This is a genomic window from Pseudomonas sp. P2S-1, from assembly GCF_057197725.1.
Window position 1 is genome coordinate 3,532,015 of record NZ_CM170068.1, and the last position, 25,529, is coordinate 3,557,543.

A 25,529-nucleotide genomic window follows, 5' to 3' on the forward strand; every position below is an offset into this window, starting at 1 on the left:
TGAAATTCCACGATCCAGCCAAGGCCGGGCAAATCTTGCCCAACGCCCTCGACCGCACCGACCGCGCCCTGCTCGGCGCCTTGCAGGACAACGCGCGCCTGACCATTTCCGAACTGGCCGACAGCGTGGCCCTGACCACCTCGCCGTGCTGGCGGCGGGTCAAGCTGCTGGAGGAAAGCGGGCATATCACCGGCTATCAGGCGATCCTGTCGCCCAAGGCGCTGGGCTTCGGGGTGACGGCGTTCGTCAGCATCATGATGGACTCGCACACCAAGGAGATTGCCCGGGCATTCGAGCAGCGGTTGATGGAGATTCCGGAGATTGTGGCCTGCCATAACATTTCAGGACGTTACGACTTTCTGCTTGAGGTGCTGGCCCGGGATCTGGAGTCGTTCGGGGAGTTCGCCCGGGAAACCTTGCAGTCGCTGCCAGGGGTGAAGGAGATCTACTCGAGTTTTTCGTACAAGGCAGTGAAAGAGAAGCGGGTGATTCCGGTCTCGGAGAAGCACATCTAAATGTTGTGGTGCTCATCCGGGCCTCATCGCTGGCAAGCCAGCTCCCACAGGGTTCAGCGGCGCCGCGGACCCTGTGGGAGCTGGCTTGCCAGCGATGAGGCCATCGAGTCAGAAAACAAAAACCCCGCCGAAGCGGGGTTTTTGTTGTCAGCAATAACGCTTAGATCGCACCACGCGCACGCAGCACATCCAGCACCAGCCTCACACCCTCTTCCACGCTGGTGGATTGGGTGTCGATGACCAGGTCGGCGTTCTGCGGCACATCGTACGGGAAGCTTTCGCCCGGGATGTTGTCGCCACCGGCCGCGTACAGACCTTGCGGGTCACGCTCGCGGCAAGCCAGCGGCGAAGCCTGGACGTAGACGGTGACCAGACGGTCCTTGCCGATCAGCGCCTTGGCCTGCTCGCGGCCTTCGGCATCCGGCGCGACGAACGCCGCCAGGGTGAGCATGCCGGCTTCGTTGAACTGACGCGCCACGTGGGCGGCACGACGCCAGTTCTCGGTGCGACCGGCGCGGTCCTGTGGCAGGCCCTTGTTCAGGTCATGCCGCAGGTTCTGGCCATCCAGCACGTAGACCGCACGGCCCATGTCGAACAGCTTGCGCTCGACGGCATAGGCCAGGGTGCTCTTGCCAGCGCCGGACAGGCCGCTGAACAGCACGGTGGCCGGCTGCTGGCCGAAGCGCAGGGCGCGTTCTTCGGTGGAGACGTGCGCCTGCTTGCCATGCTGGCCGGTGCTGCCATGCGGCAGGACGGGCGGCGCGATGATCATGCCGGCGCCGACGGTGCCGTTGGTCAGGCGGTCGATGACGATGAAGGCGCCGGTGGTGCGGTTGCTGTCGTAACCGTCCAGGGCGATCGCGGTGTCCAGGGCCACCTTGACCCGGCCGATCTCGTTCAGTTGCAGCGCGCTCGCAGCGCCCTGCTCCAGGGTGTTCACATCGACCTTGTGGGTGATGCTGGCAATCGAGCCCGGCACGTAGCTGGTGGCGCGCTTGATGTCGTATTTCTTGCCCGGGAGCATCGGCTCCTCGGACATCCACACCAGCATGGCGTCGAATTGGTCGGTCACCGACGGGACGTTGTCGGCGTGCACCAGCAGGTCGCCACGGGAGATGTCGATCTCGTCTTCCATGGTCAGGGTCACGGCCTGGCCTGGGCCTGCGCTTTCCAGCTCGCCTTCGTAGGTGACGATGGACTTGACGCGGCTGCTCTTGCCCGACGGCAGCACCACCACTTCGTCGCCCTTGTGCACCAGGCCGCTGGCGATGGTGCCGGCGAAGCCGCGGAAGTTCAGGTTCGGACGGTTGACGTACTGCACCGGGAAACGCAGGTCGGTGAAGTTGCGGTCGGCGGCGACTTCGACGGTCTCGAGGATTTCCATCAGCGCAGGGCCGGTGTACCACGGCGAACGCTCGCTGCGGTTGACCACGTTGTCGCCCTTGAGCGCCGACATCGGCACGAAGTGCAGGCTGCTCGGCTTGAGGTTGATACCCTCGGCGAAGGCCAGGTAATCAGCTTTGATCGACTCGAAGACCTGCTCGTCGAAGCCCTTCAGGTCCATCTTGTTGACGGCGACGACGATGTGCTTGATGCCCAGCAGCGAGGCGATGTAGCTGTGCCGACGGGTCTGGGTCTGCACGCCGTAGCGGGCGTCGACGAGGATGATGGCCAGGTCGCAGGTGGACGCGCCGGTGGCCATGTTGCGGGTGTACTGCTCGTGGCCCGGGGTGTCGGCAATGATGAACTTGCGCTTGGCGGTGGAGAAGTAGCGGTAGGCGACATCGATGGTGATGCCCTGCTCGCGCTCGGCCTGCAGGCCGTCGACCAGCAGCGCCAGATCGATCTCTTCGCCGGTGGTGCCGACTTTCTTCGAGTCACGGGTGATGGCCTCGAGGTGGTCCTCGTAGATCATCTTGGAGTCGTGCAGCAGGCGACCGATCAGGGTGCTCTTGCCGTCGTCCACGTTGCCGCAAGTGAGGAAACGCAGCAGTTCTTTACGCTCGTGTTGAGCCAGATAAGCGAGGATGTCTTCGCTGATCAATTCGGATTGGTGCGACATGGAGTAACCCTGAAATTAGAAGTAGCCTTGACGTTTTTTGTCTTCCATCGAGCCTGCGCCATCGTGGTCGATGACACGGCCCTGACGCTCGGACGTACGGGTCAGGAGCATCTCCTGGATGATGTCCGTCAGGGTCTCGGCCTCCGATTCGACGGCACCCGTCAACGGGTAGCAGCCGAGGGTACGGAAACGCACCTTCTTCTTGACGATACGGGCCTTTTCCTCGTCGCTCAGGTGCTCGAGGATGCGATCGTCGTCGATCATGATCAGGGTGCCGTTCTTCTCGATGACTTCACGCTCGGCGGCGAAGTACAGCGGCACGATCGGGATGCCTTCGAGGTAGATGTACTGCCAGATGTCCAGCTCGGTCCAGTTCGACAGCGGGAAGACGCGGATCGACTCGCCCTTGTTGACCTTGCCGTTGTAGACGTTCCACAGCTCCGGACGCTGGTTCTTCGGGTCCCAGCGGTGCTTGCTGTCGCGGAAGGAATACACGCGCTCTTTCGCCCGCGATTTCTCTTCGTCGCGGCGCGCGCCACCGAAGGCGGCGTCGAAGCCGTGCTTGTCCAGCGCCTGTTTGAGGCCCTGGGTCTTCATGATGTCGGTGTGCTTGGAGCTACCGTGGGTGAAGGGGTTGATGCCCTGCGCCACACCTTCCGGGTTGACGTGGGTGATCAGCTCCAGGCCCATTTCCTCAACCATCTTGTCGCGGAAGCGGTACATCTCCTGGAATTTCCACTGGGTGTCGACGTGCATCACAGGAAACGGCAGCTTGCCAGGGAAGAAGGCCTTGCGTGCCAGATGCAGCATCACGGCCGAGTCCTTGCCAATGGAGTACAGCATCACCGGGTTGTCGAACTCGGCGGCCACCTCACGAATGATGTGGATGCTTTCCGCCTCCAGCTGTTTCAAATGCGTCAGTTTGTCGACCATGGCTACTCACGGAAATCGATCTTATGGACGGCCAAGCGGGCCGTGTTCGAGCGGGCCACTCTATCACAGCGCCCGCTTCTATTTAGGAGGGTGGCTAGAACGAAACAATCTATGGATATGCCCGTGCGTTTGGGCTCAGACCGGGTTCGGACAGTCGATGAACAGGTGCTCGAGGGCGAAGCGCCGGGCCAGATAGTCGCCCAGGGCCTGCACGCCATAACGCTCGGTAGCGTGGTGCCCGGCGGCGATGAAGCTGACGCCGTTTTCCCGGGCGCTGTGGTAGGTCTGCTCGGAGGCTTCGCCGCTGATGAACAGGTCGACCCCGGCTTCGATCGCCTGGTCGATGTAGCCCTGGCCACCGCCGGTGCACCAGCCGACCCGACGAATGACCTCCTCGCCTTCCACCAGCAGGGGCTCGCGGCCCATCGCTTCACTGACCCGCCGGGCGAAGTCCCGCGCCGACACCGGTTCGGCCAGCGAGCCGACCAGGCCCACCACCCGCGGATTGTTCGGGTCCAGCGGGCCTTCGACGGTGATATCCAGTTGCCGCGCCAGTTGCACGTTGTTGCCCACTTCCGGGTGCACATCCAGCGGCAGGTGATAGGCCAGCAGGCTGATGTCGTGCTTGAGCAGGGTTTTCAGGCGGCGCTGCTTCATCCCGGTGATGCAAGGGTTCTCGCCCTTCCAGAAATAGCCGTGGTGGACCAGCACCAGGTCGGCCCCCGCCTCCACCGCCGCGTCCAGCAGCGCCTGGCTGGCGGTGACGCCGCTGACGATGCGGGTCACCTGCGGACGGCCCTCGACCTGCAGGCCGTTGGGGCAGTAGTCCTGGATTTTCGCGCTACCGAGATAACGGTCGGCTTCCTCGACCAGGGTAGTCAGGGCAACAGCCATGGAAAGACTCCTCAATTCAGCAGTTCAGCACGGCGCAAGGCCCCGTATAATGCCGGCCATTATGGGCCGTCGACGGTTTCGGGGAAACCGCCGGCAACGACCTGGCGGCATTCGGCCAACTGCATCACGGGCCGAGCGATTTAGCGGTTCCTGCCCGGTCATTGCCGCAGTATCATCGCGCGCTTCAAACACTTCCCCATCGCGTCACCGGCTCGGGCCAACTCCCCAGGATTCGTTCAATGTTCAAGGCTTTGCGTTATTTCGGCTGGCCGCTGTTCACCGGCGTGCTGATCGCCATGCTGGTCATCCAGCGTTTTCCCGAGTGGGTCGGCCTGCCCAGCCAGGACGTCAACCTGCAGCAGGCACCGCAGACCACGGCCGTGGTCCAGGGCCCGGTGTCCTACGCCGACGCCGTGACCCATGCCGCCCCCGCCGTCGCCAACCTGTACACCACCAAGGTGGTCAACAAGGCTGCCCATCCGCTGTTCGAAGACCCGCAGTTCCGCCGCTTCTTCGGCGACAACCTGCCCAAGCAGCGCCGTTGGGAGTCGAGCCTGGGTTCGGCGGTGATCATGAGCCCGGAAGGCTACCTGCTGACCAACAACCACGTGACCTCCGGTGCCGACCAGATCGTGGTGGCGCTGAAGGACGGCCGCGAAACCCTGGCCCGGGTCATCGGCAGCGACCCGGAAACCGACCTCGCGGTACTGAAGATCGACCTGAAGAACCTGCCGGCGATCACCATCGGCCGTTCCGACAGTATCCGCATCGGTGACGTCGCCCTGGCCATCGGCAACCCGTTCGGGGTCGGCCAGACCGTGACCATGGGCATCATCAGTGCCACCGGGCGCAACCAGCTGGGCCTGAACAACTACGAAGACTTCATCCAGACCGACGCGGCGATCAACCCAGGCAACTCCGGCGGGGCGCTGGTGGATGCCAACGGCAACCTGACCGGGATCAACACGGCGATCTTCTCCAAGTCCGGTGGTTCGCAGGGCATCGGCTTCGCCATTCCGACCAAGCTGGCACTGGAGGTGATGAAGTCGATCATCGAGCACGGCCAGGTGATTCGTGGCTGGCTGGGGATCGAGGTGCAGCCGCTGAGCGCGGAACTGGCCGAGTCGTTCGGCATGCAGGGGCGTCCGGGGATCGTTGTGGCGGGGATCTTCCGCGATGGTCCGGCGCAGAAGGCCGGCCTGCAACTGGGGGACGTGATCCTGAGCATCAATGGCGAACCGGCCGGGGATGGTCGGCGCTCGATGAACCAGGTGGCGCGGATCAAGCCGAGCGAGAAGGTGGCCATCGAGGTCATGCGCAATGGCAAGCAGCTGAAGCTGATGGCTGAAGTGGGGCTGCGGCCACCACCGGCGCCGGCGGCTCAGGAAGAAGGGAACTGATCCCAGAGCTTTATTGCTCTTGAGGGCCTCATCGCTGGCAAGCCAGCTCCCACAGGGATCGCATAACCTGTGGGAGCTGGCTTGCCAGCGATGAGGCCCTCAAAAACAACACAAGAATGGCTGACAGACCAGGATCTGCCAGCCACCTCCATCAATGCAGAATCTGACTCAGGAACAGCTTGGTCCGGTCATTCTGCGGCCGGTCGAAGAAGTCATCCGGCGCGGCCTGCTCGACGATCTCTCCCTTGTCCATGAAGATCACCCGGTTCGCCACGGTCCGGGCGAAGCCCATTTCGTGGGTTACGCAGAGCATGGTCATGCCGTCTTCCGCCAGGCTGACCATGGTGTCCAGTACCTCTTTCACCATCTCCGGATCGAGTGCCGAGGTCGGCTCGTCGAACAGCATGATCTTCGGCTTCATGCACAGCGCCCGGGCAATCGCCACGCGCTGCTGCTGACCACCGGACAACTGCCCCGGGAATTTGTGCGCCTGCTCCGGAATCCGTACCCGCTCCAGGTAGTGCATGGCGATTTCCTCGGCCTTGCGCTTGGGCATCTTGCGCACCCACATCGGCGCCAGGGTGCAGTTCTGCAGGATGGTCAGGTGCGGGAACAGGTTGAAGTGCTGGAACACCATGCCGACTTCACGGCGGATCGCTTCGATCTGCTTGAGGTCGTTGGTCAGCTCCACGCCATCCACCACGATACGCCCCTGCTGGTGCTCTTCCAGGCGGTTGAGGCAGCGGATGGTGGTCGACTTGCCCGAGCCGGACGGCCCGCAGAGGACGATACGCTCGCCCTGGCGCACGTTCAGGTTGATGTCCTTGAGTACGTGGAACTGGCCGTACCACTTGTTCACGCCCTGCATCTGGATAATGCCTTCAGGGCCTACAGGCTGTTTGATCGCTTCGCTCATCAAAATCTCTCCTAACGCTTGTGGCCTGTATCCAGCTTGCGCTCCAGATGCATGGAGTAGCGGGACATACCGAAACAGAAAATCCAGAACACCAGGGCCGCGAACACGTAGCCCTCGGTCGCCATGCCCAGCCATTTGGGGTCGGCGGCCGCCTGCTTGACGCTGTTGAGCAGGTCGAACAGGCCGATGATGATCACCAGGCTGGTGTCCTTGAACAGGGCAATGAAGGTGTTGACGATGCCGGGAATCACCAGCTTCAGGGCTTGCGGCAGGATCACCAGGCCCATGGCGCGCCAGTAGCCCAGGCCCATGGCCGCAGCGGCTTCATATTGCCCCTTGGGAATGGCCTGCAGACCACCGCGCACCACCTCGGCGATATAGGCCGACTGGAACAGGATCACCCCGATCATGGCCCGCAGCAGCTTGTCGAAGCTCATGCCTTCCGGCAGGAACAACGGCAGCATCACCGAGGACATGAACAGCACGGTGATCAGCGGAACGCCACGCCAGAACTCGATGAAGGTCACGCAGACCACCTTCACCGCCGGCATTTTCGAGCGCCGCCCGAGTGCCAGGAGGATTCCCAGCGGCAAGGCGCCGACGATGCCAACGGTGGCGATCACCAGGGTCAGCATCAGGCCGCCCCACTGGCTGGTCGGTACGGTGGTCATGCCGAAGTGCCCGCCATGCAGCAGGGTGTAGGCGATGATCGGGTAGGCGACCAGGAAGCACAGGCCGTAGACCGCCTTGCGCGGGAAGCGCGAGATGAACAGCGGCGCCGCGCCGATCACCGCCAGCCAGACCGTCAGGTCCACGCGCCAGTGCAGCTCGGTGGGGTAGTAGCCATACATGAACTGGCCGAAGCGCTGCTGGATGAACACCCAGCAGGCGCCCTCCTTGGTGCAGTCGGCGCGGGTGGTGCCGACCCAGTTGGCGTCGAAGATCGACCACTGCAGCAGCGGCGGCACGATCAGCCAGACCAGGTAGAGGGCGAACAGGGTCAGCAGGGTGTTGAGCCAGCTGGAGAACAGGTTGGCCCGCAGCCAGGCAACGACGCCGACGGTTTTCACCGGTGGCGGCATGTCGGGTTTGAAAACATGGGTACTCATGCGCGTCTCCTTACCGCTCGATCAGCGCAATGCGCTTGTTGTACCAGTTCATCAGCAGGGAAATGCTGATGCTGATGGCCAGGTACACACTCATGGTGATGGCGATCACTTCGATGGCCTGCCCGGTCTGGTTGAGCACGGTGCCGGCGAACAGCGAAACCATTTCCGGGTAGCCGATACCGGCCGCCAGCGAGGAGTTCTTCGCCAGGTTCAGGTATTGGCTGGTCAGCGGCGGAATGATCACCCGCATGGCCTGGGGAATGATCACCTTGCGCAGGGTCGGGCCTTCACGCAGGCCGAGGGAACGGGCGGCTTCGGTCTGGCCGTGGCTCACCGAGCGGATCCCGGAGCGGACGATCTCGGCGATGAACGCCGCGGTGTAGATGGTCAGGGCCAGGGTCAGCGCCAGCAGCTCGGGGATCAGTACCCAGCCGCCAGCGAAGTTGAATCCCTTCAATTCCGGCAGTTCCCAGCTCAGCGGGTTGCCGAACAGCAGCACGCTCAGGCCCGGGATCACCAGCAGCAGGCCGAGGGCGGCCCAGAACTTGTGGAACGGCTCGCCGGTCGCCTCGAAGCGGCGGTTGGCCCAGCGCACCATGAACACCACGGCGGCGATCGCCAGCAACACGGCGACGGCGAACGGCCAGAAGCCTTCGGCAGCCGAGGCGCCGGGCATGTTCAGCCCGCGGTTGCTGATGAAGAAGGTGTCGTTGATGTTGATGCTGCCCCGCGGTCCCGGCAGGGTCAGGAACACCGCGAAGTACCAGAAGAGGATCTGCAAAAGCGGCGGGATGTTGCGGAACGTCTCGACGTAGACGGTGGCCAGCTTGTTGATCATCCAGTTCGGCGACAGCCGCGCCACACCGATGATGAAGCCGAGCAGGGTCGCCAGGATGATGCCGATGAAGGTCACCAGCAGCGTGTTGAGCAAGCCGATGACGAAGACCCGCGCATAGGAATCGGATTCGGTATAGGGAATCAGATGCTGGGCGATGCCGAAGCCGGCGCTGCGCTCGAGAAAGTCGAAGCCCGAGGTGATACCCCGGTGCTGCAGGTTGGTCTGGGTGTTGTGGAACAGATACCAGCCCAGACCGACCACGAAGATGATCGTGAGGATCTGGAACAGCCACGCGCGAACGCGTGGATCGCTAAGGGACAAGCCCCTGGGTGGATTGTGCATGAAATGCCCCGATGGTAAGGAACGAAACAGCCCGCGATGACGGAAGCGTCACCGCGGGCCCGGCCAATCAGCGCACTGGTGGCGCGTACTGGATGCCGCCTTGGTTCCACAGGGCGTTCAGACCGCGATCGATCTGCAGCGGGGTGCTCTTGCCAAGGTTGCGCTCGAACACTTCGCCGTAGTTACCCACTTCCTTGACGATCTTCACTACCCAGTCCTTCGGCAGTTTCAGGTCCTTGCCGTACTCGCCGTCGGCGCCGAGCATACGGGCCACGTCCGGGTTCTTGGTGGACTTGGCTTCGGCCTCGACGTTCTTCGAGGTCACGCCCATTTCCTCGGCGTTGAGCATGGCGAACAGGGTCCACTTGACGATGGCGAACCACTCTTCGTCGCCTTTGCGCACGACAGGGCCCAGCGGTTCCTTGGAGATGGTTTCCGGCAGCACGACGTAGTCGGTCGGCGAAGCCAGCTTGGAGCGTTGTGCGTAGAGCTGCGACTTGTCCGAGGTCAGCACGTCGCAACGACCGGATTCCAGCGACTTGGCGCTTTCATCGGAGGTGTCGAAGGTGATCGGGGTGTATTTCAGGCCATTGGCGCGGAAGTAGTCGGAGACGTTCAGCTCGGTGGTGGTACCGGCCTGGATGCAGATGGTTGCACCGTCCAGTTCCTTGGCGCTGGAAACGCCGAGCTTCTTGTTCACCAGGAAGCCGATGCCGTCGTAGTAGGTGACACCGGCAAAGACCAGGCCCATGCCCGCGTCGCGGGAGCTGGTCCAGGTGGTATTGCGCGACAGCACGTCTACTTCACCGGATTGCAGGGCGGTGAAACGCTCCTTGGCGTTCAGCTGGCTGAACTTGACCTTGGTCGCATCGCCGAACACGGCTGCAGCAACCGCGCGGCAGACATCAGCGTCGATGCCGATGATGGTGCCCTTGGCGTCCGGTACCGAGAAGCCCGGCAGACCGTCACTCACGCCACACTGAACGAAGCCTTTCTTCTGCACCGCATCCAGGGTTGCACCCGCCTGGGCAAAGGAACTCAGGCCCAGCGCTGCGGCAGCCGTCATGACTGCCAGGGTGGACTTCAACATCTTCATTAAAACCTCCAGTTCGCTCTTATTGTGTTGAGCCGGCTTGCACCGCACCCTTATGAGGCGCATCCGACCCGTTTCGGCTTGTTATTGGGTCAATTGGCGCAATTCGCTGTTCTGTGACAGCCTTGGTTTTCCCATGAGAAGGTGTTACCGAGGAAACACGCCGCATCATGTCGAAGGGGGTGTAGCAAAGCGCGTACCACATCGCCCGGCTAAAGCGGTTCAGCCTTTGGCAACTGGCAAAGTTATAGCAATGCGACATCTTTTTTCCCTGTGGCCCTCGCGTGCCTTTTTTTCATGCACCGCATTGAGATCGCGTGCACTACTTCGGAGCAGTCATGACCAAGCCTTTGATTCTCGAACCCCAGAACACCGCCGACGCCTGTGTGATCTGGTTGCACGGCCTGGGCGCCGATCGCTACGACTTCATGCCGGTGGCCGAAGCGTTGCAGGAACACCTGCTCAGTACCCGTTTCGTTATGCCCCAGGCGCCGAGCCGTGCGGTGACGATCAACGGTGGCTATGAAATGCCCAGTTGGTACGACATCAAGGCCATGAGCCCGGCCAGGGCCATCGACGAGGCGCAACTGGAAGAGTCCGCCGAGCAGGTCATCGCCCTGATCGAGGAACAGCGCGCCGCCGGCATCGACCCGACGCGCATCGTTCTCGCCGGTTTCTCCCAGGGCGGTGCCGTGGTGCTGCACACTGCCTATAGAAGGTGGCAAAGTGCCCTCGGCGGGGTACTGGCCCTCTCCACCTACGCCCCGACCTTCCAGCAAGACACCCAGCTCAGCGCCAGCCAGCAGCGCATCCCGGCGCTGTGCCTGCATGGCATGCACGACCCGGTGGTCCTGACCTCCATGGGTCGTACCGCCTTCGAATACCTCAAGCAGTGGGGCGTCAGCGCCAACTGGCAGGAGTACCCGATGGAGCACGAGGTGGTGCAGGACGAAATCCGCGACATCTATCACTGGTTGAGCGAGCGTCTGCGCTGAATGTCGCATTACCTGTAGTTGTCGGATCAATCCACTACGCCGAGCCCGAATCTTGCATTACACTGCCCGGCGTACATTCCTTAACCAATCGATGAGAAGATCGTGCTCAAAGCACTCAAGAAGATGTTCGGCAAAGGCGAGGTTGAGCAACTCGTCGCCGAAAGCGCTGCTCCCGTGATGCAGCCACCTGCCCCGGCACCCGCTCCCGCCCCCACGCCCGTCGCCCCGCGCAAGCCCGAAGCGCCTGCCCGCGCCGAGGTCAAGGAAGCGGCCAAACCTGCCCGCAGCGAGCCTGCACCTGCCGCCAAGCCGCGCCGCGAGCGCAAGCCGAAACCCCAGGCCTCGACCTGGAAGCTGGAAGACTTCGTGGTCGAGCCGCAGGAAGGCAAGACCCGTTTCCACGACTTCAAGCTCTCCCCCGAGCTGATGCACGCCATCCATGACCTCGGTTTCCCGTATTGCACGCCGATCCAGGCCCAGGTGCTGGGTTTCACCCTGCGCGGCCAGGACGCCATCGGCCGGGCCCAGACCGGTACCGGCAAGACTGCGGCCTTCCTGATCTCGATCATCACCCAGTTGCAGCAGACCCCGCCGCCGAAAGAGCGCTACATGGGTGAGCCACGGGCGCTGATCATCGCCCCGACCCGCGAGCTGGTGGTGCAGATCGCCAAGGACGCCGAGCAACTGACCAAGTACACCGGCCTCAACGTGATGACCTTCGTCGGCGGCATGGACTACGACAAGCAGCTCAAGGCCCTCGAAGCCCGCCACTGCGACATCCTGGTCGCCACCCCGGGCCGCCTGCTGGACTTCAACCAGCGCGGTGAGGTGCACCTGGACATGGTCGAGGTGATGGTCCTGGACGAAGCCGACCGCATGCTCGACATGGGTTTCATCCCGCAGGTGCGCCAGATCATTCGCCAGACCCCGCCGAAGAGCGAGCGCCAGACCCTGCTGTTCTCCGCCACCTTCACCGAAGACGTGATGAACCTGGCCAAGCAGTGGACCACCAACCCGGCGATCGTCGAGATCGAGCCGGAGAACGTCGCCAGCGAAACCGTGGAACAGCACGTCTACGCCGTGGCCGGCAGCGACAAGTACAAGTTGCTGTACAACCTGGTCACCGAGAACAAGTGGGAGCGGGTCATCGTCTTCGCCAACCGCAAGGACGAAGTGCGGCGGATCGAAGAGCGACTGGTGCGTGATGGCGTGAATGCCGCACAGTTGTCCGGCGATGTGCCGCAGCACAAGCGCATTCGCACCCTGGAGAACTTCCGCGAAGGCCGGATTACCGTGCTGGTCGCCACCGACGTGGCGGGTCGCGGGATTCACATCGATGGCATCAGCCACGTGATCAACTTCACCCTGCCGGAAGACCCGGACGACTACGTGCACCGTATCGGCCGGACCGGCCGGGCCGGGACCAGTGGGGTGTCGATCAGCTTTGCCGGTGAGGATGATTCCTACCAGTTGCCGGCGATCGAGGAACTGCTGGGGCGCAAGATCAGTTGCGAGATGCCGCCTACGGAGTTGCTCAAGCCGGTGCCGAAGAAGCACGGGTGATTGGAAGGAACGCAGTCTTCGGACTGCGTTTTTTTATGCCTGGGATTTTTTGGTGTTCTTCAGGGCCTCATCGCTGGCAAGCCAGCTCCCACAGGGTCCCTGCACATCTCAAGTCATGTGCAGTACCTGTGGGAGCTGGCTTGCCAGCGATAGGGCCCTGAGCAACAGCACAAATTTCCGACCCTGGGGATGGCAAATTCTTAAACTAAAAGTCCATAATGGAAAAATTAGTTTAAAACCGAACCCCGGGAGTCCCACCGAATGGCCGCGCCTCTAGTCCTCGATCAGCAGCAAGCCCGTCAACTGCTCGCCCAGGTGGATGTCCCCCGGGTGTTGCGCGACCTGTTCCGCGACCTCGCCGCCGGCCAGGCGGTGCAGCCGCCCCAGCAACTGGTGGAATTCCCGTCCGGCCAGGGCGACTTCATCAACTACGGCGGCGTCCTCGCCGAAGACCGGGTCTACGGGGTCAAGACCTCGCCCTACATCGTTCGCGAGCAAGGCGCCCTGGTCACCGCCTGGACCCTGCTGATGTCCATGGACAGCGGCCAGCCCCTGCTGCTCTGCGACGCCGGTGAACTGACCACCGCGCGCACCGCCGCCACCACCGCCGTGGCCGTCGATGCCCTGGCGCCGAGCGACGCCCGCCGCCTGACGATCATCGGCAGCGGCGCCATCGCCCGCGCCCACCTGCACTACATCCGCGAACTGCGCGAATGGCAGGACATCCGCCTGCATTCGCCGTCCCTGCCAGGCAAAAGCGCCGAGCAGCGCAACGCCCTTCTCGCCCTGGACAGCCGCCTCAGCCTGCAAGACGACCTCGACAGCGCCCTGCACGACGCCGACGTCATCCTGCTCTGCACCTCCTCGGCCAAGCCGGTGATCGACCCGGCGCGCCTGGGCAAACCGGCCTTGATCACCTCGATCAGCACCAATGCCGTGCGCGCCCACGAAGTGCCACCGGCCAGCCTGGCGGACATGGACGTCTACTGCGACTACCGCAAGACCACCCCCGGCAGCGCCGGCGAGATGCGCCTGGCTGCCGAGCAGCATGGCTGGAACGAAGCGGCCATCGTCGGCGACCTGCCGGAACTGGTCAGCGGCCACGCCGCCCGTCCCGAGTACAAGCGCCACGCGTTCTTCCGCTCCATCGGCCTCGGCCTGGAAGATATCGCCCTGGCCAATGCCCTCTACCACCTGCAGTGCAACCACTGAGTCGCGGAGACCGTCATGCAACAGGCCGACTACCTCATCATCGGCGCCGGTATCGCCGGCGCGTCCACCGGCTACTGGCTGGCGCACCACGGCAAGGTCGTGCTGCTGGAGCGTGAAACCCTGCCGGGCTACCACTCCACTGGCCGCTCGGCGGCGCTGTACACCGCCGCCTACGGCACCCCGCAGGTGCGTGCCCTGACCCTCGCCAGCCGGGCCTTCTTCGACCAGCCACCGGCCGGTTTCGCCGAGCATCCGCTGCTCACCCCGCGCGGCGAGATGACCGTGGACTTCGAAGGCGATGCCGAGGAACTCCAGCGCCAGTTCGACAGCGCCCGCGCCTGCGTGCCGGAAATGCAGCTGCTCAGTGCCGATGAAGCCTGTGCGCGGATTCCGGTGCTCAAGCGGGAAAAGGTCCACGGCGCCCTGTACGACCCCAGCGCCAGCGACATCGATACCGATGGCCTGCACCAGGGCTACCTGCGCGGGATCCGTCGCCAGCAGGGCGAAATCCATGGCGATTGCGAAGTCCTCGGGCTGACCAAGGACGCGGAAGGCCAGTGGCTGGTCGAAACCTCCCGCGGTCAGTTCCGCGCACCGGTGCTGATCAACGCAGCCGGGGCCTGGGCCGACAGGATCGGTGAGCTGGCGGGTGCGCAAGCGCTGGGCCTGCAACCGAAGCGCCGCGCCGCCTTCATCTTCGAAGGCCCGGCAGACCTCGACACCCATGCCTGGCCAATGCTGGTCAGCCTGGACGAGTCCTTCTACATGAAGCCCGACGCCGGCATGCTCCTCGGCTCGCCGTGCAATGCCGACCCGGTCGAGCCCCATGACGTGCAGCCAGAAGAGCTGGATATCGCCCTGGGCATTTACCAGATCGAGGAAGCCACCAACCTGACGATCCGTCGCCCGTTCCGCACCTGGGCCGGACTGCGCAGCTTCGTCGCCGACGGTGACCTGGTAGCCGGTTTCGATCCGCAGGTGAGCGGCCTGTTCTGGGTCGCCGCGCAAGGTGGCTATGGCATCCAGACCTCGCCGGCCATGGGCCAGGCCAGCGCCGCACTGGTGCGTGGCGAAGACCTGTCCGAAGAACTGCGCAGCTTCGGCCTGAGCGCCGCGCAACTGTCGCCGTCGCGCCTCGGCGGATGACGCCCGCGCCGGATTGCGGCACACTCCCAGCGCCCTGCCTGCAGGGCGCCGACCCCATTGCGGAGCCCGCCCGAATGCCCACCCCCGATCCTTTCCTGCAGAACTACCGGGCGATCGCCGACGCCATCGCCACGCTGTTCTTCCCCCACGCCGAGGTGGTCCTGCACGACCTGCGCACGCAGAAGATCGACTACATCGCCAACAACCTGTCCAAGCGCGAGATCGGCGACGACGCGGCGCTGGAGGACATGTTCGAGGATGGCACCGACGAGACCAATATCGGGCCCTATGAAAAGCTCAACTGGGACGGGCAGAAGATCCGCTCGCTGAGCACGGTGCTGCGTGATCCGGCCGGCCAGCCGCTGGCGGTGCTGTGCATCAACCTGAACATTTCCCTGTTCGAGAACGTCAAGGCGGCGCTGGACCTGTTCCTCTCGCCGAGCAAGCTGATCCCGCAGCCGGATGCGCTGTTCCGCGATGACTGGCAGGAGCGCATCAACACCTTCCTCAACAGCTGGCTGCGCCAGCGTCAACTGAGCCTCAACGTGCTCAGCCGCGACCACAAGCGCGAGCTGGTCCTGGCCCTGTATGCCGAGGGCGCGTTCAAGGGCAAGAGTGCGGCCAACTATGTGGCCAATGTGCTGAACATGGGGCGGGCGACGGTGTACAAGCACCTGAAGGAACTCAAGGCCTGAGAAGCTTCAGGCCCTGAGTTGGGGCGACAGGTCAGTCGCCGTAGATATCGGTCTTGAAGTACTTGGCCTGGATCTTCTGGTACTCACCATTGGCGCGAATCGCATCGATGGCCTTGTTCAGTTCCGCGACCAGCTCGGTATTGCCCTTGCGCACAGCGATACCGGCGCCTTCACCGACGAACTTCGGATCCTTCAGCTCCGGGCCGGCAAACGCGAAGCCCTTGCCCTTGTCGCTGTCGAGGAAACCCAGTTGCAGCGGGATGGTATCGGCGAACACGCCATCGAGGCGGCCGGAGGCCATGTCCATGAAGATCTCTTCGTTGGTGGTGTAGCGCACCACTTCCACGCCTTTGGGCACCAGCACCGCGGTCACATAACGGTCGGTGGTGGTCGCGCGCTGCACGCCGATGCGCTTGCCTTTCAGGGCTTCGTACTGGTCATCGACCTGGGTGCCTTCCTTCATCGCCAGGCGCGCGCCGGTGAAGTAGTACTTGTGGCTGAAGTCCACGGACTTCTTGCGGTCCTCGGTAATGGTGATCGAGGACAGTGCCGCGTCGATCTTCTTCACCTTCAGCGACGGGATCAGGCCGTCGTATTCCTGTTCGGTCCACGTGCACTCGACCTTCATCTCGGCGCACAGGGCGTTGCCGATGTCGTAGTCGAAGCCGGCGATATTGCCGTCCGGGGTCTTGAAGGCGAACGGTGGATAGGCCGCCTCGATGCCGATGCGCAGGGTCTTCTCAGCGGCGAACAGCGGGCTGCTGGCCAGCAGGCCCAGGGCCAGACCGGCGATCAGGTGGGTGGTCTTCATGATGGGGCTCTCTCGCTCGTTGTTGTGTTGGGGGTGACAAGACAGAGGAAAGGAGTCAGGCGCGGGGGCCTGTCGTTGTTTTGTACTTGTTAATCCATACTGGACTTTATCGTATGGAAACACAACAACCACAATTTTCGAGGACAACACAAAACCCTGTGGGAGCTGGCTTGCCAGCGATTGCGATAGTGAATTCACCATCGTCATCGCTGCGGTTCGGCGGTCCGACAAGCCAGCTCCCACAGGGTTTTGCACAGTATTCAGGATTGGTGTCTACCAACGCCCCGCCGCATCGGTATCGCTCTGTTTCCCCTCGACCCAGCGCTCCCCTTCACTGGTCTGTTCCTTCTTCCAGAACGGCGCGCGGGTCTTGAGGTAATCCATGATGAAGTTGCAGGCGTCGAACGCCGCCTGGCGATGGGCACTGGCAACGCCGACGAAAACGATCGGCTCCCCTGGCTCCAGGGCACCGACCCGATGCAGCACCTCGACCTTGAGCAACGGCCAGCGCTGCCCGGCCTCGACCACGATCTTCTCCAGGGCTTTCTCGGTCATCCCCGGATAGTGCTCGAGAAACATCCCGGCCACGTCCAGCCCGTCATTGAAATCGCGGACATACCCGACAAACGCCACCACCGCACCGACCCCGACATTGGCCGCATGCATGGCATTGGTTTCCGCTCCCGGATCGAAGGCCGCGGCCTGCACCCTGACGCTCATCTCAACCTCCGGTAACCGGCGGGAAGAAGGCCACTTCGTCGCCGTCCTCCAGGGCTTCGTCCGGCTTGCACAGGTCCTGGTTGCGCGCGCACATCAGGTTCTGTTCGGCCAGCACGGCATAGGCCTCGCCCTTGCCGAGCAAGGCCTGGCGTACCTCTTCAATACGGGCGAAATCGCCGTCCAGCCGCTCGCCATCACGCCCCAGCACCTCGCGGTAGCGGGCGAAATACACCACGTTGATCTTCATTGCGCATCCGCCTGGTAATGCCCGCTCTTGCCGCCGAGCTTCTCCAGCAGGCGCACGCTCTCGATGGTCATGCCGCGGTCCACCGCCTTGCACATGTCGTAGATGGTCAGCGCTGCGACGCTGGCGGCGGTCAGCGCTTCCATCTCCACCCCGGTCTGCCCGGACAGCTTGCAGCGCGCGACGATATGCACGCAGTCGCTGCCTTCGGCGCTCAGCTCGACCTTCACCCCGGTCAGCATCAGCGGATGGCACAGCGGAATAAGGTCGCTGGTCTTCTTCGCCGCCTGGATGCCGGCGATACGCGCCACGGCGAACACATCACCCTTCGGGTGGGCGCCGTCGACGATCATGCTCAAGGTCTGCGGCAGCATGCGCACCCGCGCTTCGGCCACGGCTTCGCGGAAGGTCACGGCCTTGTCGGTCACGTCGACCATCGCGGCGCGGCCCTGGGAATCGAGATGAGTCAGCACAGAGGGAACTCCTGATCGGGGGCAGTGATTGTAAACCCGGGAGTCAGGATCTGGCAGCGAAAAAAAGCCGGGCGGCACTGGGCCGCCCGGCTTTGTCGTTTTACAGATGGGATTCGGCGTATTCCGCCAGAATCGACCGCGGTACCCCTTGCAGCGTGATATGCACCCCGTTCGGGAAGTCCTTGAAGCGCTCGGTGAGGTAGGTCAGGCCCGAGCTGGTGGCCGACAGGTATGGCGTGTCGATCTGCGCCAGGTTGCCCAGGCAGATCACTTTGGAACCCGAACCGGCACGGGTGATGATGGTTTTCATCTGGTGCGGGGTGAGGTTCTGGCATTCGTCGATGAGGATCAGGCTTTGCTGGAAGCTGCGCCCGCGGATGTAGTTCAGGGATTTGAACTGCAACGGGACCCTTTCGAGAATGTATTCGACACTGCCATGCGTGCTCTCGTCGTCCATGTGCAGGGCTTCGAGGTTGTCGGTGATGGCGCCAAGCCAGGGCTCCATCTTTTCCGCTTCGGTGCCAGGCAGGAAGCCGATTTCCTGGTCCAGGCCCTGCACGCTGCGGGTGGCGATGATACGGCGATAGCGCTTGCTGACCATGGTCTGCTCGATGGCGGCAGCCAGGGCGAGGATGGTCTTGCCGGAACCGGCAGCGCCAGTGAGGTTGACCAGGTGGATATCCGGATCGAGCAAGGCGAACAGCGCCAGGGCCTGATGGATATCCCGCGGCTTGAGGCCCCAGGCTTCCTGGTGCAGCAGCGGCTCCTGGTGCAGGTCGAGGAGCAGCAGCTCGCTGTCCTTGATGCCCTTGATCCAGCCTACGAACCCCTGTTCATCGATGATGAACTCGTTGACGTGGACCGCCGGCAGGTTGTCGATCAGTTGCACCCGGTGCCAGGTGCGCCCGCGCTCCTGGCGGGTCTCGACCTTGGCCACGCGATCCCAGAACGAACCGGTCACCGAGTGATAACCCTTGGACAGCAGGCTGACGTCGTCGACCAACTGGTCGGTGCTGTAGTCCTCGGCCGAGATTCCACAAGCCCGGGCCTTGAGGCGCATGTTGATGTCTTTGGTCACCAGCACCACGTCGCGATCCTTGTGCTTGGCGCGCAAGTCCAGGACCTGGTTGATGATGATGTTGTCGTTGAGATGTTCCGGCAGCAGGCGATTGGGCTCGGCGCGCTCGGTCATGAGGATCGACAGCGATCCCTTCGGACCATTCTTGCCGCGCTGGATGGGCACACCCAGTTCGACATCCGAAGGCGTCGCATCACCCAGGGTCTGGTCGATCAGGCGGATGGCCTGGCGGCATTCGGCGGCGACTGTATGTTTACCGGTCTTGAGCTTGTCGAGTTCCTCCAGCACCGTCATCGGAATGGCGACGTGGTGTTCTTCGAAATTGAGCAGGGCGTTGGGGTCGTGAATCAGGACGTTGGTGTCCAACACATACAGGATTGGCTGGTTGGAAGAAGAAGTGCGTCCTTGGTCATCCATACTCGGTCACCTTATGTGAAAGCTACACGATGCGCTACGGCTGCATCGCAGAGTGACGCCGTCCTTCCCGTATCCGCGTCGTTACGGGCGGGAGGTGCACCTGCATAAGGGGGCCTTTAAAGACGCCACCTGGCTGCAGGATTCGGCCGTCTGATTCCTACATACCGCAAAAACCATTGCAGGAAAAAGCGTTTTTACCGGTTGGTGAAGTTTATTTTTCGCTTTGACGAATAGCCCTTGGCGAGGGGGGAAAGCACGACTACAGTCAGGAGTGGACCTCGTTGAAACCTTTCACCAATCCCTGTCCGATCACTGCCTGACAAAGTCGCGGCAGTCCTCCCAGCCGATCCCGCTCTGCGCTGTCTTGGTCAACAACCACGTCACCACTTCCAGGGCTTTCGGCTGGCTGTCGTTCAGCTGGATCAGCCCGCGACGCCACAACAGCATCAAGGTCAGGGTGCGCTGCGCCGACTGTTCGGCGGTCAATGGGCTGAGGTCCTGGGCGTCGATATCCCACAGGGTGACCTTGAGGTTCTGGCTGGCGAAAAATGCAGGACTGTCGGCCCGGCGCTGGCCATAAGGCGGGCGGAACAAGGGCACGTACTGATCCGGCAGATCACTCTGCGCCCGTGACACGCCGCGAATCACCGAATCCTCCCAATCCTTCCACTGCGCATGGGAACGGTACTGCCAGCCCTGGGTACCGACGCATTGTCCGCGGTACATGTCGCGCAGCGCCTGCATCGGCTGCTTGTCGCGGCGGGTCTGCAGGTTCTGCCCGAGCACGAAGAACAACCCTTCCAGCTTCTGCTTGCGCAGGAAGGTGGTGAGCGCTTCGGTATTGCCGGGGACCATGCTCGGCCCGCCGTCGAAGCTGAACAGGAACAGGCGGTCGTTGAGCCGGTCGCCGGTGACTTCCTGGGGCGAGAAGAATGCCACCTCGCTGGCGGTCTGCGGGAACAGTGCGGCCTTGCGCAGGATCTCGTTGAGGTAGGCGATATGGAACTGCCGGCTCGGTTCGGCCCAGCCGGCATAGAAGGAATCGGCCGCGACGGCGAAGGTGGCAGCGGTGCGGCGCAGGTCGCCAAGGTTCTCCACCGCATAACAGAAGGACGCATCCTGCTCGCAGCTTTGCTGGGCCATGTCGTAATTGCGCCACAACGCGGCCCACAAGCGTTCACGCACCTCGCGGATCACCGGCAGATTGGCCTGGCGCAGTTGCAGGCGGGCGGTCAGGGTCGCGTCGTCGAGGGATTCGGTTTCGCTCAGCACCCGTGCGAAGGAGAGGATCTCGGCCCGCGAGGCGACATCGAAGAGCACCGGGGTATCCAGGGTTTCCGGCCAGAAACTGCGGTCGAACACGGCGATCGGCTGCGGGGCGGCCTGGGCGCCGAAGGCCAGCAGGGCGGTCAGGACAACGAGGGCTTTGCGCACGGTGAACACTCTTCCATGGATCCGCCGGGCACTATAGCAGCGCTGGCCTCTATCGCCGCGATAGCTGGAGAACATCGGCCCCGCCCCGTAGAATCGCCCGACGATTCAAGGAGCCGACCTTATGCTGACGGTGATTTCCCCCGCCAAGACCCTCGACTACGACACCCCGCCGGTGACCTCGCGCTTCACCCTGCCGCAATACCTGGACGACTCCCAGGAACTGATCGTGCAACTGCGCGACCTGTCGCCGGCGCAGATCAGCGAGCTGATGCACCTGTCCGACAAGCTCGCCGGCCTGAATGCCGCACGCTTCGGCAGCTGGACCCCGGACTTCACCCCGGCCAATGCCAAGCAGGCGCTGCTGGCGTTCAAGGGCGACGTCTATACCGGCCTGGATGCCGAAAGCCTGAAGGAAGACGACTTCAGCTACGCCCAGGACCACCTGCGCATGCTCTCCGGCCTGTACGGCCTGCTGCGCCCGCTGGACCTGATGCAACCGTACCGCCTGGAAATGGGCACCAAGCTGGCCAACGCCCGTGGCAAGGACCTGTATGCCTTCTGGGGCACGCGGATCAGCGAATGGCTGAACCAGGCGCTGGCCGAGCAAGGCGACGACCTGTTGCTCAACCTGGCCAGCAACGAGTACTTCAGCGCGGTGAAGCGCAGTGCGTTGAACGCGCGGGTGATCAACACCGAGTTCCGTGACCAGAAGAACGGGCAGTACAAGATCATCAGCTTCTACGCCAAGAAGGCCCGCGGCCTGATGAGCCGCTTCGTGATCCAGGAGCGGATCAACGATCCGCAGCAGCTCAAGCAGTTCGATATACAGGGGTACTACTACAGTGCCGAGCAGTCGAAACCGGACAATCTGGTGTTCCTGCGGGATCATCCAGCCGAGTAAACGCCACCGCCCCCCGGTAGGAGCGTGGCTTGCCCGCGAAGGACCGCGCAGCGGTCCCAAAATCTCATTGCTGCCACCATTTTGGGACCGCTGCGCGGTCCTTCGCGGGCAAGCCACGCTCCTACCGGGATCGCATAAAGCCAACAATTTTTCGCCAACATCCCGGCGCCAAAAAACCACCCTTCTTCCGTTATCGCAAAACGCCATAAGACCGTTCGTAGTTTTTTGACGAAAAATCCTGAAAAAATTTCACGTACTGGCACATAACCATCCCACCCCAAGTTCGCCCCGCATATACAGGGGTGACACTGACAAGTGCTATCAGATTGAAACTATCTGATCTTGTAAAAATATTAAAAAATCTTTCACCAGCCCTGAACGCCCTCAGGAACTTCCCTCCGCAACGCCGCTCATACCACCGGTAACGATTTTCCATTGCAACATGTGAGAAATGACTTACATCAGAAATAATCCATTGTGGAAGTTGTACGGACCTTGTCGAGCAACCGCCCGGAACCCGTCCGGAGCGCGGCTCACGCCCAGGAGAAGACGCACTCAAAATTCGTCCTAGTGGTTGATTTCAAAGGATTTAATCCACTTGAAAGAACAAGCACTGCAGTACTGAAGCAGCGGTATTGCAATAAAGACGGCTAGCGTTTGGGGCATGCCCCGTTTTATGGCCATTGGCTGCCTTATTAGAGTGCACTTATTTAAGCGCTCACAACTTACTTATGCCTGCGTGCAAATCCGCGAACTTTTCGCCGTGGATTCGTACGCCCGAAAAACGGCTGGTAAACCAATCCGGTCCGGTTCTTTGAATGGAATCGGCGTAGCTAACTACATGAGGTGAATGCGATGCGTATCAGCATCTTTGGTTTGGGTTATGTGGGTGCAGTCTGTGCCGGTTGCCTGTCTGCCCGGGGCCATGAGGTCATCGGCGTGGATGTTTCCGCAACCAAGATCGACCTGATCAACCAGGGCAAATCCCCGATTGTCGAACCCGGCCTGGAAACCCTGCTGCAACAGGGCATCGCCAACGGTCGGCTGCGGGGCACCACCGATTTCTCCCAGGCCATCCGCGACAGCGATGTATCGATGATCTGCGTCGGTACCCCAAGCAAGAAAAACGGCGACCTCGGCCTCGAATACATCGAGTCGGTGTGCCGCGAGATCGGCTTCGTCCTCCGCGAGAAAGCCAGCCGCCACACCATCGTGGTGCGCAGCACCGTGCTGCCGGGCACCGTGAAGAACGTGGTGATCCCGATCCTCGAAGACTGCTCGGGCAAGAAGGCCGGCGTCGATTTCGGCGTCGCGGTCAACCCGGAATTCCTCCGTGAAAGCACCGCGATCAAGGACTACGACCAGCCGCCGATGACCGTCATCGGTGAACTGGACAAGGCCAGCGGCGACGTGCTCCAGGCCCTCTACGAAGAACTCGACGCGCCGATCATCCGCAAGGACATCGAAGTCGCCGAGATGATCAAGTACACCTGCAACGTCTGGCACGCGACCAAGGTCACCTTCGCCAACGAGATCGGCAACATCGCCAAGGCGGTCGGCGTCGATGGCCGCGAAGTGATGGACGTGGTCTGCCAGGACAAGGCCCTAAACCTGTCCCAGTACTACATGCGCCCCGGCTTCGCCTTCGGCGGTTCGTGCCTGCCCAAGGACGTGCGCGCCCTCACCTACCGCGCCAGCAGCCTCGACGTGAAGGCACCGCTGCTCGACTCGCTGATGCGCAGCAACGAATCCCAGGTGCAGAACGCCTTCGACATCATCGAAAGCCATGACAAGCGCAAGGTTGCCCTGCTCGGCCTGAGCTTCAAGGCCGGCACCGACGACCTGCGCGAAAGCCCGCTGGTGGAACTGGCCGAGCGCCTGATCGGCAAGGGCTATGAGCTGAACATCTACGACCAGAACGTGGAATACGCCCGGGTCCATGGCGCCAACAAGGACTACATCGAGTCGAAGATCCCCCACGTCTCCTCCCTGCTCAACGCCGATTTCCAGAAGGTCATCGACGGTGCCGAGATCATCGTCCTGGGCAACCGCGACGAGCAGTTCCGCGCCCTGGCCCAGCAGGCGCCCGCCGGCAAGCAGGTGATCGACCTGGTCGGCTTCATGAGCAAGACCACCTGCAGCACCAGCCGTACCGAAGGTATCTGCTGGTAAGCAGGCCGCGCGGGGCCATCCGGCCCCGCGCGCTTATTCGAACGTCCCGTCACCGATACGGATGCTGAACATGCAAAGCCTCAAGCACGGCCTGCTGCAGGCCGCCGGTTGGCTGTTCTACGTGAGCCTGCTCATGCTGATCGCCCTGGCCCTGCCCAACACCCTGTTCGACCCCGATTCCAAGGACTTCCTGTTCCTGATCGGCGCGGTCGGCATCTGGCGCTACTCCATGGGCGCGACCCACTTCGTGCGCGGCATGCTGTTCCTGTATGTGGTTTACCCACGCCTGCGCCGCAAGGTGCAGAAACTCGGCAAGGCGGCCGACCCGTCCCACGTCTACCTGATGGTCACCAGCTTCCGCATCGACGCCCTGACCACCGCCCAGGTCTACAGCTCGGTGATCCGCGAAGCGATCCAGTGCGGCTACCCGACCACCGTGGTCTGCTCGCTGGTGGAGATGTCCGACGAACTGCTGATCAAGAGCCTGTGGGCCAAGTACAACCCGCCGGAACACGTCAGCCTGGACTTCGTGCGCATCGCCGGTACCGGCAAGCGCGATGGCCTGGCCTTCGGTTTCCGCGCCATCTCCCGCCACCTGCCGGACGAAAACGCCGTGGTCGCGGTGATCGACGGCGACACCGTGCTCGGTGAAGGTGTGGTGCGCAAGACCGTCCCCTGGTTCAAGCTGTTCGGCAATGTCGGCGGCCTGACCACCAACGAATTCTGCGAAGTGCGCGGCGGCTACGTGATGAGCGAATGGCACAAGCTGCGCTTCGCCCAGCGCCACATCAACATGTGCTCCATGGCCCTGTCCAAGCGCGTGCTGACCATGACCGGGCGCATGTCGATGTTCCGCGCCACGGTGGTGACCAACCCCGAGTTCATCGCCGACGTCGAGAGCGACTCGCTGTACCACTGGCGCCTCGGCCGCTTCAAGTTCCTTACTGGCGACGACAAATCCAGCTGGTTCAGCCTGATGCGCCTGGGCTACGACACCTTCTACGTGCCCGATGCCGACATCAACACCGTCGAGCACCCGCCGGAAAAGAGCTTCTTCAAGGCCAGCCGCAAGCTGATGTACCGCTGGTACGGCAACAACCTGCGGCAGAACTCCCGCGCCCTCGGCCTGGGGATGCGCCGCCTCGGCCTGTTCACCAGCGTGGTGCTGTTCGACCAGCGCGTCTCGATGTGGACCAGCCTGCTGGGCCTGACCGTGGCCATGATCGCCAGCTTCAAGTTCGGCGCGAAATTCCTCCTCGCCTACCTGCTGTGGATCGGCATCACCCGCCTGATCCTGACCATCATGCTGCTGTGCTCCGGGCACAAGATCGGCCCGGCCTATCCCATGATTCTCTATTACAACCAGATCGTCGGCGCGCTGATGAAGATCTACGTGTTCTTCCGCCTCGACCGCCAGTCCTGGACCCGCCAGCCCACCGCACTCAAACGCGACCTCGCCAGCTTTCAACAATGGTTCAACACCTGGTCCTCCCGGACCATGACCTTCTCGGCGGCCAGCATCTTCGTTGCTGTGCTGTTCGTGGTCGTGTGAGTCGCCGCAACCCT

General features: G+C 62.7%; 23 protein-coding genes. 10 read left to right on the forward strand and 13 right to left on the reverse strand.

From position 1 onward, the window contains the following. Positions 1-35 precede the first annotated feature (35 nt). The gene (locus AC2CQI_RS15605; protein WP_075806518.1) at positions 36-515 is read left to right on the forward strand and encodes an Lrp/AsnC family transcriptional regulator; all 480 of its coding nucleotides are present in this window, start codon (positions 36-38) and stop codon (positions 513-515) included. 160 nt (positions 516-675) lie between these two features. On the opposite strand, the gene cysN is transcribed toward AC2CQI_RS15605, so the two are convergent. The 3 genes from cysN to AC2CQI_RS15620 all read right to left on the reverse strand — a co-directional run bounded on the left by cysN (position 676) and on the right by AC2CQI_RS15620 (position 4,404). Continuing rightward, the gene (gene cysN, locus AC2CQI_RS15610) at positions 676-2,577 is read right to left on the reverse strand and encodes a sulfate adenylyltransferase subunit CysN (RefSeq protein ID WP_484577237.1); all 1,902 of its coding nucleotides are present in this window, start codon (positions 2,575-2,577) and stop codon (positions 676-678) included. A 15-nt stretch (positions 2,578-2,592) separates the two neighbouring features. Continuing rightward, complete coding sequence (gene cysD, locus AC2CQI_RS15615; RefSeq protein WP_009408193.1) at positions 2,593-3,510, reverse strand: sulfate adenylyltransferase subunit CysD; 918 nt, start codon at positions 3,508-3,510, stop codon at positions 2,593-2,595. A gap of 135 nt (positions 3,511-3,645) precedes the next feature. After that, a complete protein-coding gene (locus tag AC2CQI_RS15620; RefSeq protein WP_075806417.1) occupies positions 3,646-4,404 on the reverse strand; it encodes a Nif3-like dinuclear metal center hexameric protein in 759 nt (252 codons plus the stop codon). A gap of 239 nt (positions 4,405-4,643) precedes the next feature. Between AC2CQI_RS15620 and algW the strand changes: the two genes are divergently transcribed. Next, positions 4,644-5,804, forward strand: coding sequence for a Do family serine endopeptidase AlgW (algW, locus tag AC2CQI_RS15625; protein ID WP_075806416.1), 1,161 nt, complete (start codon positions 4,644-4,646; stop codon positions 5,802-5,804). 151 nt (positions 5,805-5,955) lie between these two features. Here algW and AC2CQI_RS15630 read toward each other — a convergent pair whose 3' ends face one another. The 4 genes from AC2CQI_RS15630 to AC2CQI_RS15645 form a co-directional block, all read right to left on the reverse strand. Continuing rightward, positions 5,956-6,720: an amino acid ABC transporter ATP-binding protein gene (locus AC2CQI_RS15630; RefSeq protein ID WP_009408188.1), complete on the reverse strand. Its 765-nt coding sequence runs from the start codon at positions 6,718-6,720 to the stop codon at positions 5,956-5,958. Positions 6,721-6,731: 11 nt separating this feature from the next. Next, complete coding sequence (locus AC2CQI_RS15635; protein WP_484577238.1) at positions 6,732-7,829, reverse strand: amino acid ABC transporter permease; 1,098 nt, start codon at positions 7,827-7,829, stop codon at positions 6,732-6,734. A gap of 10 nt (positions 7,830-7,839) precedes the next feature. Next, a complete protein-coding gene (locus AC2CQI_RS15640) occupies positions 7,840-9,009 on the reverse strand; it encodes an amino acid ABC transporter permease (protein ID WP_484577239.1) in 1,170 nt (389 codons plus the stop codon). Between the two features lie 67 nt (positions 9,010-9,076). Next, on the reverse strand, positions 9,077-10,105 hold the full coding sequence (locus tag AC2CQI_RS15645; RefSeq protein ID WP_075806413.1) for an amino acid ABC transporter substrate-binding protein: 1,029 nt from the start codon (positions 10,103-10,105) through the stop codon (positions 9,077-9,079). A 335-nt stretch (positions 10,106-10,440) separates the two neighbouring features. Here AC2CQI_RS15645 and AC2CQI_RS15650 point away from each other — a divergent pair, with 335 nt between their 5' ends. From AC2CQI_RS15650 to AC2CQI_RS15670, 5 genes are all read left to right on the forward strand, one after another. Then, positions 10,441-11,097: an alpha/beta hydrolase gene (locus AC2CQI_RS15650; RefSeq protein WP_075806412.1), complete on the forward strand. Its 657-nt coding sequence runs from the start codon at positions 10,441-10,443 to the stop codon at positions 11,095-11,097. Between the two features lie 102 nt (positions 11,098-11,199). Beyond that, on the forward strand, positions 11,200-12,660 hold the full coding sequence (gene rhlB / locus AC2CQI_RS15655) for an ATP-dependent RNA helicase RhlB (protein ID WP_484577240.1): 1,461 nt from the start codon (positions 11,200-11,202) through the stop codon (positions 12,658-12,660). Positions 12,661-12,921: 261 nt separating this feature from the next. Next, on the forward strand, positions 12,922-13,872 hold the full coding sequence (locus AC2CQI_RS15660) for an ornithine cyclodeaminase family protein (protein WP_075806410.1): 951 nt from the start codon (positions 12,922-12,924) through the stop codon (positions 13,870-13,872). A 15-nt stretch (positions 13,873-13,887) separates the two neighbouring features. Next, a complete protein-coding gene (locus AC2CQI_RS15665) occupies positions 13,888-15,018 on the forward strand; it encodes an NAD(P)/FAD-dependent oxidoreductase (protein ID WP_484577241.1) in 1,131 nt (376 codons plus the stop codon). 74 nt (positions 15,019-15,092) lie between these two features. Continuing rightward, positions 15,093-15,713: a helix-turn-helix transcriptional regulator gene (locus AC2CQI_RS15670; RefSeq protein ID WP_484577242.1), complete on the forward strand. Its 621-nt coding sequence runs from the start codon at positions 15,093-15,095 to the stop codon at positions 15,711-15,713. A gap of 31 nt (positions 15,714-15,744) precedes the next feature. Here the strand turns inward: AC2CQI_RS15670 and AC2CQI_RS15675 are convergent, their stop codons facing one another. The 6 genes from AC2CQI_RS15675 to AC2CQI_RS15700 all read right to left on the reverse strand — a co-directional run bounded on the left by AC2CQI_RS15675 (position 15,745) and on the right by AC2CQI_RS15700 (position 20,890). After that, positions 15,745-16,524 carry an ABC transporter substrate-binding protein gene (locus AC2CQI_RS15675; protein WP_075806407.1) on the reverse strand — a complete coding sequence of 260 codons (780 nt, stop codon included), beginning with the start codon at positions 16,522-16,524 and terminating at the stop codon, positions 15,745-15,747. A gap of 273 nt (positions 16,525-16,797) precedes the next feature. Further along, entirely contained in the window at positions 16,798-17,244 is a 447-nt protein-coding gene (gene moaE, locus AC2CQI_RS15680) for a molybdopterin synthase catalytic subunit MoaE (protein ID WP_484577243.1), read from the reverse strand. Between the two features lies 1 nt (position 17,245). Beyond that, positions 17,246-17,491 (reverse strand): MoaD/ThiS family protein, encoded by a 246-nt coding sequence (locus AC2CQI_RS15685; protein ID WP_484577244.1) that lies wholly within the window; start codon positions 17,489-17,491, stop codon positions 17,246-17,248. Continuing rightward, complete coding sequence (gene moaC, locus AC2CQI_RS15690) at positions 17,488-17,961, reverse strand: cyclic pyranopterin monophosphate synthase MoaC (RefSeq protein WP_009408165.1); 474 nt, start codon at positions 17,959-17,961, stop codon at positions 17,488-17,490. The genes AC2CQI_RS15685 and moaC overlap by 4 nt, the downstream gene beginning before the upstream one ends. Positions 17,962-18,061: 100 nt before the next feature. Then, positions 18,062-19,456, reverse strand: coding sequence for a PhoH family protein (locus AC2CQI_RS15695; protein WP_484577245.1), 1,395 nt, complete (start codon positions 19,454-19,456; stop codon positions 18,062-18,064). A gap of 309 nt (positions 19,457-19,765) precedes the next feature. Further along, positions 19,766-20,890: a polysaccharide deacetylase family protein gene (locus tag AC2CQI_RS15700; protein ID WP_484577246.1), complete on the reverse strand. Its 1,125-nt coding sequence runs from the start codon at positions 20,888-20,890 to the stop codon at positions 19,766-19,768. Between the two features lie 121 nt (positions 20,891-21,011). On the opposite strand from AC2CQI_RS15700, the gene yaaA reads away from it, so the two are divergent. The 3 genes from yaaA (at position 21,012) to alg8 (ending at position 25,515) form a co-directional block, all read left to right on the forward strand. Beyond that, positions 21,012-21,791 carry a peroxide stress protein YaaA gene (gene yaaA / locus AC2CQI_RS15705; protein WP_484577247.1) on the forward strand — a complete coding sequence of 260 codons (780 nt, stop codon included), beginning with the start codon at positions 21,012-21,014 and terminating at the stop codon, positions 21,789-21,791. An 855-nt stretch (positions 21,792-22,646) separates the two neighbouring features. Beyond that, positions 22,647-23,963 carry a GDP-mannose 6-dehydrogenase gene (gene algD, locus AC2CQI_RS15710; RefSeq protein ID WP_484577248.1) on the forward strand — a complete coding sequence of 439 codons (1,317 nt, stop codon included), beginning with the start codon at positions 22,647-22,649 and terminating at the stop codon, positions 23,961-23,963. A gap of 70 nt (positions 23,964-24,033) precedes the next feature. After that, positions 24,034-25,515, forward strand: a complete 1,482-nt coding sequence (gene alg8, locus AC2CQI_RS15715; RefSeq protein WP_484577249.1) for a mannuronan synthase — start codon at positions 24,034-24,036, stop codon at positions 25,513-25,515. The last annotated feature ends 14 nt before the right edge of the window (positions 25,516-25,529 follow it).